This window comes from Limnohabitans sp. Rim47 (assembly GCF_001517545.1).
Classification (GTDB): domain Bacteria; phylum Pseudomonadota; class Gammaproteobacteria; order Burkholderiales; family Burkholderiaceae_C; genus Limnohabitans_A.
Genome location: NZ_FBYA01000001.1, coordinates 641,508 through 653,270 on the forward strand (window position 1 = coordinate 641,508; position 11,763 = coordinate 653,270).

General features: G+C 57.1%; 13 protein-coding genes and 1 tRNA gene. 7 read left to right on the plus strand and 7 right to left on the minus strand.

The genetic code is table 11. The features are described 5' to 3' along the window. Positions 1-28: 28 nt before the first annotated feature. Complete coding sequence (locus tag BN3544_RS02925) at positions 29-1,000, minus strand: TRAP transporter substrate-binding protein (RefSeq protein ID WP_019428679.1); 972 nt, start codon at positions 998-1,000, stop codon at positions 29-31. Positions 1,001-1,197: 197 nt separating this feature from the next. Continuing rightward, the gene (locus BN3544_RS02930) at positions 1,198-2,889 is read right to left on the minus strand and encodes an electron transfer flavoprotein-ubiquinone oxidoreductase (protein ID WP_019428680.1); all 1,692 of its coding nucleotides are present in this window, start codon (positions 2,887-2,889) and stop codon (positions 1,198-1,200) included. 146 nt (positions 2,890-3,035) lie between these two features. On the opposite strand from BN3544_RS02930, the gene BN3544_RS02935 reads away from it, so the two are divergent. Continuing rightward, positions 3,036-3,818 (plus strand): SDR family oxidoreductase, encoded by a 783-nt coding sequence (locus tag BN3544_RS02935; protein WP_019428681.1) that lies wholly within the window; start codon positions 3,036-3,038, stop codon positions 3,816-3,818. A gap of 52 nt (positions 3,819-3,870) precedes the next feature. Here BN3544_RS02935 and BN3544_RS02940 read toward each other — a convergent pair whose 3' ends face one another. Continuing rightward, on the minus strand, positions 3,871-4,767 hold the full coding sequence (locus tag BN3544_RS02940; RefSeq protein WP_019428682.1) for a metal-dependent hydrolase: 897 nt from the start codon (positions 4,765-4,767) through the stop codon (positions 3,871-3,873). Positions 4,768-4,867: 100 nt separating this feature from the next. Between BN3544_RS02940 and BN3544_RS02945 the strand changes: the two genes are divergently transcribed. Continuing rightward, on the plus strand, positions 4,868-5,554 hold the full coding sequence (locus tag BN3544_RS02945; RefSeq protein ID WP_036074705.1) for a TetR/AcrR family transcriptional regulator: 687 nt from the start codon (positions 4,868-4,870) through the stop codon (positions 5,552-5,554). Positions 5,555-5,666: 112 nt separating this feature from the next. On the opposite strand, the gene BN3544_RS02950 is transcribed toward BN3544_RS02945, so the two are convergent. Then, positions 5,667-6,263 carry a peroxidase-related enzyme gene (locus tag BN3544_RS02950; RefSeq protein WP_019428684.1) on the minus strand — a complete coding sequence of 199 codons (597 nt, stop codon included), beginning with the start codon at positions 6,261-6,263 and terminating at the stop codon, positions 5,667-5,669. 139 nt (positions 6,264-6,402) lie between these two features. On the opposite strand from BN3544_RS02950, the gene BN3544_RS02955 reads away from it, so the two are divergent. After that, entirely contained in the window at positions 6,403-6,828 is a 426-nt protein-coding gene (locus BN3544_RS02955; protein ID WP_019428685.1) for a carboxymuconolactone decarboxylase family protein, read from the plus strand. Positions 6,829-6,910: 82 nt separating this feature from the next. Further along, on the plus strand, positions 6,911-7,582 hold the full coding sequence (locus tag BN3544_RS02960) for a nitroreductase (RefSeq protein WP_019428686.1): 672 nt from the start codon (positions 6,911-6,913) through the stop codon (positions 7,580-7,582). A 7-nt stretch (positions 7,583-7,589) separates the two neighbouring features. On the opposite strand, the gene BN3544_RS02965 is transcribed toward BN3544_RS02960, so the two are convergent. Further along, on the minus strand, positions 7,590-8,150 hold the full coding sequence (locus tag BN3544_RS02965) for a LuxR C-terminal-related transcriptional regulator (protein ID WP_019428687.1): 561 nt from the start codon (positions 8,148-8,150) through the stop codon (positions 7,590-7,592). Between the two features lie 88 nt (positions 8,151-8,238). Here BN3544_RS02965 and BN3544_RS02970 point away from each other — a divergent pair, with 88 nt between their 5' ends. The 3 genes from BN3544_RS02970 (at position 8,239) to BN3544_RS02980 (ending at position 10,710) form a co-directional block, all read left to right on the plus strand. Beyond that, positions 8,239-8,946, plus strand: a complete 708-nt coding sequence (locus tag BN3544_RS02970; RefSeq protein ID WP_026036423.1) for a CoA transferase subunit A — start codon at positions 8,239-8,241, stop codon at positions 8,944-8,946. A gap of 1 nt (position 8,947) precedes the next feature. Further along, positions 8,948-9,589, plus strand: a complete 642-nt coding sequence (locus BN3544_RS02975) for a CoA transferase subunit B (RefSeq protein WP_019428689.1) — start codon at positions 8,948-8,950, stop codon at positions 9,587-9,589. Between the two features lie 167 nt (positions 9,590-9,756). Beyond that, positions 9,757-10,710 carry a helix-turn-helix domain-containing protein gene (locus tag BN3544_RS02980; protein ID WP_155820318.1) on the plus strand — a complete coding sequence of 318 codons (954 nt, stop codon included), beginning with the start codon at positions 9,757-9,759 and terminating at the stop codon, positions 10,708-10,710. Between the two features lie 62 nt (positions 10,711-10,772). Here the strand turns inward: BN3544_RS02980 and BN3544_RS02985 are convergent, their stop codons facing one another. Further along, the gene (locus BN3544_RS02985) at positions 10,773-11,561 is read right to left on the minus strand and encodes a ParB N-terminal domain-containing protein (protein ID WP_019428691.1); all 789 of its coding nucleotides are present in this window, start codon (positions 11,559-11,561) and stop codon (positions 10,773-10,775) included. Positions 11,562-11,656: 95 nt separating this feature from the next. Beyond that, positions 11,657-11,730 (minus strand) — tRNA-Gly (locus BN3544_RS02990). Positions 11,731-11,763 lie beyond the last annotated feature (33 nt).

Genomic DNA, 11,763 nt, shown 5'->3' on the forward strand with positions numbered 1-11,763 from the left:
TGGTCGGGCGTTTCATACAAGCGTCTAATCACTTGAAATTGCGGATGCGATCCAGGTTGGGTTTACCGAACTGCTTTTCAAACTCGGCGTTGATGGGGCCCAAGGTGGCGACGAACTTGGATTTGTCCACGTTCTCGATCACGTTCATGCCTTTTTTACGCAACTCAGCTACGCCATTGGCATCGTCCTTGTCAACGCGTGCACGGTTGACCTTGACGGCTTCTTTTGCTGCATCCAGGAAGATCTGCTTGTCAGCAGCGCTCAATTTGTCGTAGGTGGCTTTGTTCATCAAGATGATGCAAGGTGAGTAGACGTGGCCAGTCAGCGACAGGTGCTTTTGCACTTGGTCAAAGTTGGACGCCATGATCACCGACAAGGGGTTTTCTTGGCCGTCCACAGTGCCTTGCTGCAAGGCGGTGAATACTTCAGGAAACGCCATGGGAGTGGTCACGATGCCCAGACCTTTGTAGGCGGCAACGTGCACGGGGTTTTCCATGGTGCGCATTTTCAGGCCCTTCAAATCGCTTGGCTCGTTAACGGCACGCTTGCTGTTGGTCATGTGACGCACGCCGTTTTCACCCCAGGCCAAGGCCTTGAATCCTTTGGATTCGAACTTGGTCAGCAACTCTTGGCCAATGGGGCCGTCCAGCACCGCACGAGCGTGCGCTTTGTCACGGAACAAAAAAGGCACGTCAAGAATGCGTGCTTCGGGAACGAAATTGGGCACAGGACCTGTGGATGTGGTGGCCAACTCTTGGGTGCCCAGTTGCACCGATTCGATGGACTCACGCTCGCCGCCCAAAGAGCCGGAGTAGAAGTTCTGGATCTTGATGCGACCGTTGGTGCGCTTTTCTACTTCTTTGGCCAAGGTGTCGATGGCCTCACCTTGGTGAGAATTTTGTGCGATCGAAATGCTGTTGCGCATGACGGTTTGAGCAGAGGCGGTAGACATGAAGCCGATGGCCAAAGTCAGGCCCAACACCAATTTGTTCAATTTCATTCGAAGCTCCTCGTGGATGAGTGGACGACAACAGGTTGCGAATCAACTTGTCATACAAGTTTAATTATGGAGGGCTCTTTGGCCAGATGGCCTACGGGTTTTCGAGGGGGTGGTGATGCCAAAGTGACGGCAAGCATCGCAAGCGGATTCGTCAAAAAAAAGGCCCCTTGCGGGGCCTCTTTGAAAACAGGGCAATCTCACATGCCGGTGTAATTGGGGCCACCGCCGCCCTCGGGCGTGACCCAGACGATGTTTTGGGTGGGGTCTTTGATGTCACAAGTTTTGCAGTGCACGCAGTTTTGCGCATTGATCTGCAAGCGGTCGCTGTTGTCTGCGTTCTTGACGTATTCGTACACACCGGCCGGGCAGTAGCGGCTTTCGGGCCCGGCAAATTGGGCCAGGTTGATGCTGACGGGCACCGAGGCGTCTTTGAGCGTCAAATGCGCTGGTTGGTTTTCTTCGTGGTTGGTGTTGCTGATGAACACGCTGCTCAAACGGTCAAACGTGAGCTTTCCATCGGGTTTGGGGTAGTCGATCTTTTTGCACTCGGCGGCGGGTTTGAGGTAAGTGTGGTCGGCTTTGTCGCGACGCAGCGTCCAAGGAATGTGGCCGCGCAACACAAACTGCTCGAACCCGTTCATGAGTGTGGCCACGGTCAGGCCTTTTTTGAACCAGCTCTTGAAGTTGCGCGATTTGTTCAGTTCGGAGTGCAACCAACTGGCTTCAAAGGCCTCGGGGTAGGCGGCCAATTCGTCGTGCTGACGGCCTGATTGCAGAGCGTCGTAAGCGGCTTCGGCCGCCAGCATGCCGGTCTTGATGGCGGCATGGCTGCCCTTGATGCGGCTGACGTTCAGATAACCGGCATCGCAGCCGACCAGCGCGCCACCGGGGAACACGGTTTTAGGTAGGCTCATCAAGCCGCCTGCGGTGATGGCGCGTGCGCCGTAGCCGATGCGCTTGGCATTGACCTCACCCTTGGCATCTGTGAAGTACCACTTGATGTTGTTGTGGGTTTTCCAGCGCTGGAACTCTTCAAACGGGCTCAACCAAGGGTTGGCATAGTCCAGGCCAACCACGTAACCGATGGCGATCTTGTTGTCTTCCATGTGGTACATGAACGCGCCACCATAGGTGTCGTTGTTCATGGGCCAACCTGCTGTGTGCATCACAAAACCAGGGGTGTGGCGTGAAGGGTCAATCTCCCAGACTTCTTTGATGCCGATGCCGTAGGTTTGAGGGTCGCGGCCCTCGTCGAGTTTGTACTTGGCGATCAGTTGCTTGCCCAGATGGCCGCGTGCGCCTTCGGCAAACACCGTGTATTTGGCGTGCAATTCCATGCCCAGCTGGAAGTTCTCTGTCGGCTCACCGTCTTTGCCCACGCCCATGTTGCCAGTGGCCACGCCCTTGACCGAACCGTCTTCGGTGTACAGCACTTCGGCAGCGGTGAAGCCGGGGAAGATTTCCACGCCCAGATTTTCGGCCTGCTGGCCCAGCCAACGTGTGAAGTTGCTCAGGCTGATGATGTAGTTGCCATGGTTTTGTGCGCATTCGGGCAAGAAGATGCCGGGGGTGCGGGTGGCGCCGGTTTCGCTCAAAAAGCTCCAGGCGTCATCCGTCACGGGCTGGTTGAGCGGCGCCCCGCGTTCTTTCCAATCAGGGAAAAGTTCGGTCAGAGCCTTGGGATCCATGATCGCGCCCGAGAGGATGTGGGCACCAGGCTCTCCGCCCTTTTCCAGCACCACAACCGACACATCGCTGCCTTTTTCTGCCGCCAGCTGCTTCAGACGGATGGCCGTGGACAGGCCTGCGGGGCCGCCACCCACCACGACCACGTCGTATTCCATGGATTCTCGCGGGCCATAAGTGCTCAAAATTTCTTCGGGGCTCATGAACGTCTCTGTTTGAAGTTGTGGATTCGGGCCGGCACGGGCGTGTCGGGCGTGTGACTCATTTTATGCGGCAGAAAGGCGCTTGCCCCGCACAATGGCGTCACCCGTTGGCAGCGACGGGGACGAACCCCTTTGGAGAATTTGCCATGGCTTATGAAATTGATTTGTCGGGCCGCGTGGCCTTGGTCACCGGAGCATCGGGTGGTTTGGGTGCCCAATTTGCCAAAACCCTTGCTGCTGCCGGCGCCGGGGTGGTTCTGGCGAGTCGTCGGCTTGAAAAGCTGAAAGACCTGCGTGCAGAAATCGAAGCCGCAGGCGGCGACGCCCATGTGGTCGAAATGGATGTGACCGACCGGCACAGCATTGCCGCCGCCGTTGCCCATGCCGAAACCAAGATGGGCAGCATCGACATTTTGGTCAACAACTCTGGGGTGAGCACCACCCAGCGCATCCAGGACGTGACGGAAGAAGATTACGACTTCATCATGAACACCAATGTGCGCGGTGCGTTCTTCGTGGCGCAAGAGGTCGGCAAACGCATGTTGGCACGGGCCAAGGGGGCTGCACCGGGCAGTTTTACGGGTGGGCGGATCATCAACATCGCCTCTATGGCGGGGCTCAAAGTGCTGCCGCAAATCGGCGTTTATTGCATGAGCAAGGCCGCCGTGGTGCAGATGACCAAGGCTTTTGCGGTGGAGTGGGGCAAGTTTGGCATCAACGTGAATGCGATTTGCCCTGGCTACATCGACACCGAGATCAATCACCACCACTGGCAAACCGAACAAGGCCAAAAAATCATCAGCATGCTGCCACGCAAGCGCGTGGGCCAGCCGCAAGACCTGGACGCTTTGCTCATGCTGCTGGCCAGCGACCAGAGCCACTTCATCAATGGCGCGGTGATTTCAGCCGACGATGGTTTTGCGGTCTAAAACCCATTGACCCTGCCCGTTGGGTTGCGGGCCTGGGTCAATGAATCGGTTTTTACGCAGCCGACTGTGCTGGTGCCCCCACCGCACGCCACTGGCCGGCGTGGCTTTGCAGCCAGTCTTGCGACAGCGTGGCGCTGCCCACTTGCATGGGGTGAAAGTCTTTGCGGGTGTAGGCCCACAAAGGCTTGGCAACGCGCCAAACCATGCCGTGGCGACCGAACAAAAATTGGCCTGCTGACCACCAGGTGGATGGCTTGAAAAGCGTCTTGTCGTGCCAGAGGTTGTTGATGGTTTGGCGCAGCACATCGGTGCTGAACTGAACGGTCACAAACCAGAACCAGCGCATGCGCCAAGTGTGGTTGCCACCCAAGCGTTGATACAGGTCAAAGGCCACGCATTTGTGCTCGGACTCTTCGGCAGCATGCCAGCGCCACAGGGTTTTAAGCGGCTCCTCGGCACCGGCAAACCAGTCACCGGGCTGGTCCATGCGATCCAGGGTCAGGTCGCCAAAAATCGAGGTGAAGTGTTCAAAGGCGGCGGTGATGGCCAACTCATGCAAATAGCCTTTGTCGCTTTTGCTGAAAAATTCTTCGCGACCTTTTTTCAACCGCTGCTCGGCACGTGGGCCCCAGTGGTTAACCAAGCCTTGTTTGTCCAGATGGGCGTTGTACAAGCCATGCAGGTGGCGGTGCGTGGCCTCTTGCCCAACAAAACCCTTGGCAATTTGCTTGAGTTCGTCGTTTTCTGGGGTGTTGGGCAGGTTTTTGGCCCCTGCTTTAACCGCGTCAATGAAAGCCTGTTCGCCGACAGGAAAACTCATCGACAACGCGTTGGCGTAAGCCGTTAAAAAGGCATCGCCGCCGTTCCAGTGACGAGAAAAGCCTTGGCTCAGGTCGACGCTCAAGCGTCGAACGGTCAATTCGGTGGGGGCGTTGGGATGGGTGTTCATAGAACTTGTCTCTCGTGATCGTTCAGAATGTGAGCATTGTTCAGGTTTTGCAAAAACCTTGCAACTCGCTATCTGCTCACATTTTTTCAAAGGCTTTTTCATGGCCACAGCCAAACCTGACAAAGCGTCTACCAAGCCGCAAGCCGCTCCAGGCCTGCGTCGTCAGCCGTCGCAGGCGCGGGCGCAGCAAACCATGCAAACCCTGTTCAAGGCCGCTGCTCAGATTCTGGACAAGGAAGGCGAGGGGGGATTGACAACCAATAAAGTGGCTGCCGCAGCCGGCTTTTCAATCGGGACGCTGTACCAGTACTTTCCCAGCAAAGAAGTGCTGGTGCGGGCCATGGCCACTCGCGGGCAAGAGATGGTGCTGCAAGAGTTGGAGCGGTATTTGAGCGAGTTGGAAACCCTGCCCGAAGTGCGCCAACTGGACGGCCGTGAGCTGTTGGCCAAGGCTGTTCGCATTCTGGTACGGGGCTTTGCCACCGGTAAGGGGCTCAGTCAAAGCCTGATTCATCTGTGCTGGACACTTGAAAAGCCCGAGGAAACCGCCAGCGCTGTGCGCCAGGTGGCCGATCGGTTAGCCATATTTTTTGAGCGCATCCACCATCCCGCGCTGCAAACGCCCAGTCCCGCGCAAATGTTCGTGTTAACCCGTTCGGTGATTGGCACCCTTCGCAGTGCCAGTCTTGAAAAGTCACCTCTGCTGGGTAGCCCCGCGTTTGAAGAGGTTTTGGTGCAAATGGCTTGGGCCTTGCTCGCACGGCAACAGTTGTCACACTCGGTTTGACGGCTGTCCATGCCGACTGAAGGCATGGGCCCCCGATCGGGTCGGGGGTGACAACTGTCCGTCATGCCCACGCATGCGGGTATCCCTGGTCGCAAAAGGCCCTGGCGTCCGATCAGGTCGTTGGTTTGGCTTTGGGCGCGCGGCCCATCAGGTAGAACTCGGGGTTGGGCATCATGCCGCTGAAGCTGGCCATGCGGTTGCTTAGACCAAAAAAAGCGGTGATGGCTGCGATGTCCCAGATGTCTTCGTCGTCAAAGCCGTGCGTGTGCAGGGCGGCAAAGTCGGCTTCTTCCACTTGGTCGGAGTGGTCGCAAACCTTGAGCGCAAAGTCGAGCATGGCGCGTTGGCGTGGGCTGATGTCGGCCTTGCGGTGGTTAATGGCCACTTGGTCGGCCACCAGCGGTTTTTTTTCATAAATACGCAAAATCGCGCCATGCGCTACCACGCAATACAGGCAGTGATTCGCCGCACTGGTGGTGGTCACGATCATCTCGCGATCACCCTTGCTCAGGCCGCTCTCGCGACCCACCGACTCGGGCACCATCAGTGCGTCGTGGTAGGCAAAAAATGCACGCCACTCGGCCGGGCGGCGGGCAAAGGCCAAAAACACGTTGGGCACAAAACCGGCTTTTTCCTGTACTTCGAGCACTTTGGCTTTGATGTCCTCGGGCAAGTCCTTGATCTCGGGTGCGGGGTAGCGGGGGCTCATAAAAATCCTTTGTTGTGTCATGTCTGAAAAAAGCGATTCTGTGATGCCCGACAAGACGGGTATCCATGCCTGATGCGCTGCGCTTGCTCATGTGCGGCCGCGCGACAGATTATGCTGACGACCATTTCAGGAGCCTGTCATGTCCACAACACCATCACTTTCGCCCTCGCAACAAGCCCGTGCCGATCGCATAGATGACACCACCTTCCAGGCGGGCATCGACACCCGCACGCAGGTCATGGGGTCCGAATTTGTGGACCGCGCCTTTGGCAATGCCACCGACTACACCCTGCCCATGCAGGAGTTCATCACCCGCAACGCTTGGGGCAATGTGTGGCAGCGCCCGGGTCTGGACCTCAAAACCCGCAGCTTGGTGACTGTGGCCATGCTTACCGCTTTGGGCAAACAGCATGAGCTCAAAGGCCATGTGCGCGGCGCACTCAACAATGGGGCCACGCCCGAAGAGCTGCGTGAAGTGATGTTGCACGCCACGGTGTACTGCGGGTTTCCAGCGGCCATCGATGCGTTTCGCACGGTGACCGAGGTGGTCGAGTCGTTGGCCTGAGCGCAAGCGCCTGTAACCGATGCAACAGGGCCGCATTGACGGTGCAATGCTTTTCACCCATCCTCGAATGAGGAGACTCTTAATGGAATTTTCAGAACTCATCAAGGCCCGCAAAAGCATTCGCGGCTACCTGCCCAAACCCGTTCCCCGCGAGGTGATCGAAGAGATTATTGAGGTGGCCAAATGGGCACCGTCGTCCATGAATACCCAGCCCTGGCATGTGCATGTGGTGACCGGTGAACCCTTGGAGCGCATTCGCCAGGGCAACACCGAGAACATGCTCAAAGGGGTGCCACCCAAGCGCGATTTCCCGATGAAAGAATCCTATGAAGGCATTCACCGCGAACGCCAGGTGGGCATTGCCGTGCAACTGTTTGATGTCATGGGCATTGCACGTGACGACAAAGCTCGCCGCACCGATTGGGTCATGCGCGGTTTCAGGCAGTTTGATGCGCCGGTGTCGCTGGTGCTGACTTACGACAAATACCTTGAGCCTGCCGCCATCAGTCAGTTTGACCTAGGCGCTTTGTCGCACGCGCTGGTGTTAGCAGCTTGGGAGCGCGGCTTGGGCAGCGTGATCAATGGGCAGGGCATCATGCAATCTGCTGTTGTGCGCGAGCATGCGGGCATTCCCGATGACCAAAACATCATGATTTGCATTGCCATGGGTTATCCGGACGAAGACTTTGTGGCCAACAGTGTGAAGTCGGTGCGCGAAGATTCGGACAAACTCGTGCGGTACGTGGGTTTTTGAAGCGAAGTCACCCTCGCATCAACTTTTGGATCAGATCGGCCGCTCCTGAGGCCTGGTACTTGCGCATCAACTTAACGCGGTAAATTTCGACGGTGCGGTGGCTGATGCCCAAAGCGCGCCCCATTTCCTTGCTGGTCAACCCGTCCATCAGGTGGGCTGCGACTTCGCGCTCGCGGGCGGTGAGCTCGGCTCTGACCGGCTTACGGGCCGACAAGTCTTCAAAAGTCCAGATGCCCGCTGCGTGTGGGGCCTCGCGGTTGAGGGCTCTGCCGGTGACATGGCACCAGAAAGTTTCGCCCTTGAGGCGACCATCCACCCGCTTCATCACCCGGTCATCTGCATACACACCGTTGGCATTCAGGATAGGTGCGATGCGTTGCCCTGTGCGCTCGTATTCGTCGGCGCTGGGATAGAGCAGTTGAAAGCTCTGGCCGATGAGTTGTTCGCGGGTCAAGCCAAACATCTCGCATACCCGCTGGTTGCAGTCAACGATGGCGCGGTTGCGCGAGAGCACCATGCCGATGGGGGCGAGGTCGAAGGCGAGGCGGTAATCGATGTCGGTGTGCATGATGTGTGGCCTAGGGCCGCCCTCTACGAAAAACTACGTATTCGATTACGTAGTATCGTAACGCTTTCATCCATTGCAGGAGATCGGTGTGAACAAGATTTTTCCCTCCGCAGCCGAAGCCTTGAAGGGCATCGTCGCTGACGGGCAACTCATCGGTGTGGGCGGTTTTGGCCTGTGCGGCATTCCCGAAGCCCTGATCGATGCACTGCGGGACAGCGGTGTGCAAAACCTGACGGCCATCTCCAACAACGCGGGCGTGGACGACTTTGGTTTGGGCAAGCTGCTGCAAACCCGTCAGATCAAGAAGATGATTTCGTCTTATGTGGGCGAGAACAAAGAGTTCGAGCGCCAGTACTTGGCGGGCGAGCTGGCGCTGGAGTTCACGCCACAGGGCACGCTGGCCGAAAAGCTGCGTGCGGGCGGCGCAGGCATTCCGGCCTTCTTCACCAAGACCGGTGTGGGCACCTTGGTGGCAGAGGGCAAAGAGCTGCGCGAGTTCGACGGCGAGACCTATGTGATGGAGCGCTCTTTGGTGCCCGATGTGTCGCTGGTCAAGGCGCACCGTGCTGACAAATCGGGCAACCTGCAGTTCCGCTACACCTCGCGCAACTTCAACCCCGCTGTGGCCATGGCGGGCAAGCTGTGCGTGGTCGAGGTCGAGGAGATTGTGGAAACCGGTGCCATGCACCCCGACAGCGTGCATCTGCCGGGCATTTATGTGCACCGCATCGTGCTGAACCAGCACCCTGAAAAGCGCATCGAAAAACGCACCATCACTGAAAAGGCGGGAGTCTGATATGAGCTGGAGTCAAGACCAAATGGCCGCCCGTGCGGCCCACGAATTGGAAGACGGTTTTTATGTGAACCTGGGCATCGGCATTCCCACGCTGGTGGCCAACTTTGTGCCCGCCGACAAAGAGGTCTGGTTGCAAAGTGAAAACGGCATGTTGGGCATTGGCCCGTTCCCGTCCGAGGATGAGGTCGATGCCGACCTGATCAACGCGGGCAAGCAGACCGTGACGACCATCAAGGGCTCATCGATTTTTGGCAGCGAGCAGTCGTTTGCCATGATCCGAGGCGGCAAGATCAATTTGTCGATCTTGGGCGCGATGCAGGTGAGCGAAAAGGGCGATCTGGCCAACTGGATGATCCCCGGCAAGATGGTCAAGGGCATGGGCGGTGCGATGGATTTGGTCGCAGGCGTCAAGCGGGTGATCATTTTGATGGAGCACGTGGCCAAAAAGAAAGACGGCACCGAGGATTTGAAAATTTTGCCCCAGTGCACCTTGCCATTGACTGGCGTTGGCGTGGTGGACCGCATCATCACCGACCTGGCGGTGATGGATGTGACCGACGCCGGCCTGAAAGTGGTCGAACTGGCCCCGGGTGTCACCGCTGAGGCCTTGCAAAGCAAGACGGGCGTGAAGTTGATCTTCTGATTGGGCTTGAGCGTTCTCTGAAAACCGCAACTTGTTGCGGTTTTTTTATTTCTGATGAATTATTTGAAAAATTTAATTTCTAAGATCAAAAAATAACTTGATTATGGGTTTCTACTTGGTATAAATTTCACAAAAGCAATACAAAATAGCAGTTTTTTGATTTCAACATGTCCAATCCGTTCGCAGATCGAGTCCGTGGAGAGTTGTTGCACGAATGGCGTGTGGCGCAGCAGATGGAAGTGACCGCATTGGCGAGCAGATCCAATTTGTCGGTAGCCCAAATACTGCAACTGGAAGGCGGGGGCAACTCGCTTTTTTACACGCCGGCGATCAAGGAAAGTGCAGCCCGTAAATTGGCCCGTTTATTAGGTGGAGATCCTGCTGTCGTGGTTCAACCCTTGGACGACTCACAGGCGCAGCACGAGCCACAGGTGATTCAGGATTTGACGCACTTGTTGGGGCAACGATCGGTGCCACTCAGGCAGACGTCGGTCTTTTACCGACAACCCGGACTGATCGCTGCGCCGATTTTGATCTTGATTGCCGTGGTCTCGGGGTCGGGTTGGCTTCAGCAAAAATGGCAAAACGGGGGATCTCAGCAGTTTTGGCGCGAAACCCCCGGTGTTTTTGCAACTCTTGCGCGTGAGCCGTCTTCAGGGGCGTCAGCGCTTGCAACGCCTGACCTTGTTTTGCCTACTGCTGCGCCTGCTGCACCATTGGCCCAAGCATCGGAATCCGACAAACAGGTGACCACATTGTCCCAAGCTGCCACGGCTGCACAAGTGGCCGAACCCGTTCAGAGCCGACATGTGGCTTTGGGACTGTGCGGCAAGGTCGAAGCCGACACGGTGCTTGTGCCCACTCGCCCAAGCAAATCGGGCAATATGGTTTACATCGTGGCCCAAAAAGATGGCGCTGTGTGCGTGGTTGATGCCTCTGGTGCAAGCACCGTCTTGGCGCTTAAAACCCATGAGACCCGCAGCGTTTATGGTCCCCCGCCTTGGCGCGTGCATTTTGAGCAACCCCAGCAAGCCCAACTGTATTTTCAAGGGGTGCGTTTGCGCCTGCCCGAGACGCAAGTGACCACTTTGGCTTTGCAAGAGGGCAGCACCTCCTACTGACACCCGGCAGATGAACCCGCTCAGAGATGGGGCGTTGGATTCAAAGAGGCGTTGCCAAGTCTTCAGCCGATCAAACGGGCTTGAAGCTCGGCCACTTGGGCACGCAGTTCTTGGTTTTCTGCGCTCAAGGCGGCCACACGCTCATTCAGTCTTTGAACCTCATCCAAAGTCGACGTTGTGGCGTCTTCTTGGGCAGGTTTGCGGCTGGTGTCGCGCACCCGTTTGGCGGCTTGCTTTAATTTGTCCTTGCCCGCCAAAGCCGCCGATTTTTGTTCTTCGGCAGGCAGACTGGCCACAGCGGCTGCGGCGTTGATGGAGATCGCGCCGGCCTTGATGGCGGCCAGCAGCTCGGGTGCGGCTTGTTTCTGAATTTTCTCGATTTGCACCACTTGGCTGCTGCTCAAGCGGGCGGCTTTGGCAATGTCAGCTCGGCTTTTGAGTGGATTGGTTTCGGCTGTTTCGGTGCTTTTGTCGGGTGAAAACGCCACTGCATCGGCGTCACCCGTCGCGGCGATGGCATTCGCCCGCCGCGCAGCCAAAATCTCGCGTTTGCGCAGTGCCAGCACGCCTCGCTGGAAATCTGACACGCTGCGCCTTCCCAAGTGCTGGTCAATCATCCACAGGTGCACGTCTTCCATCGACTGAAAGCGCGTGTTTTGCACGGTTTGAAAAGGCAGACCCTGTTTTTGGCAAATGCCGTAGCGGTTGTGTCCGTCGACCAACACATCGCCCCAAAGCACAAGCGCATCGCGGCAACCTTCGGCCATGATGCTGCGCTCGAGCGCCGCGTGTTCATCGGGTGTCAAGGGGTCGATGTAGGCTTTGAGTTCTTCGTTGACGGTGATGTTCATGGGGAAAATAGGGCAGTCGGACGTGCAACAGGCTGGGCGTTCGCAAAGACCAAAGGGCCTGAACGCCGAAGGCCCCTTTCGGGGCCTTCTTTGTGTGGAGCGGGAGATGGGAATCGAACCCACGTTATTTGCTTGGGAAGCAAGAGTCCTACCATTAAACGACACCCGCGTGCTTTGATTGTACTGCCTGAAAACACGGCAA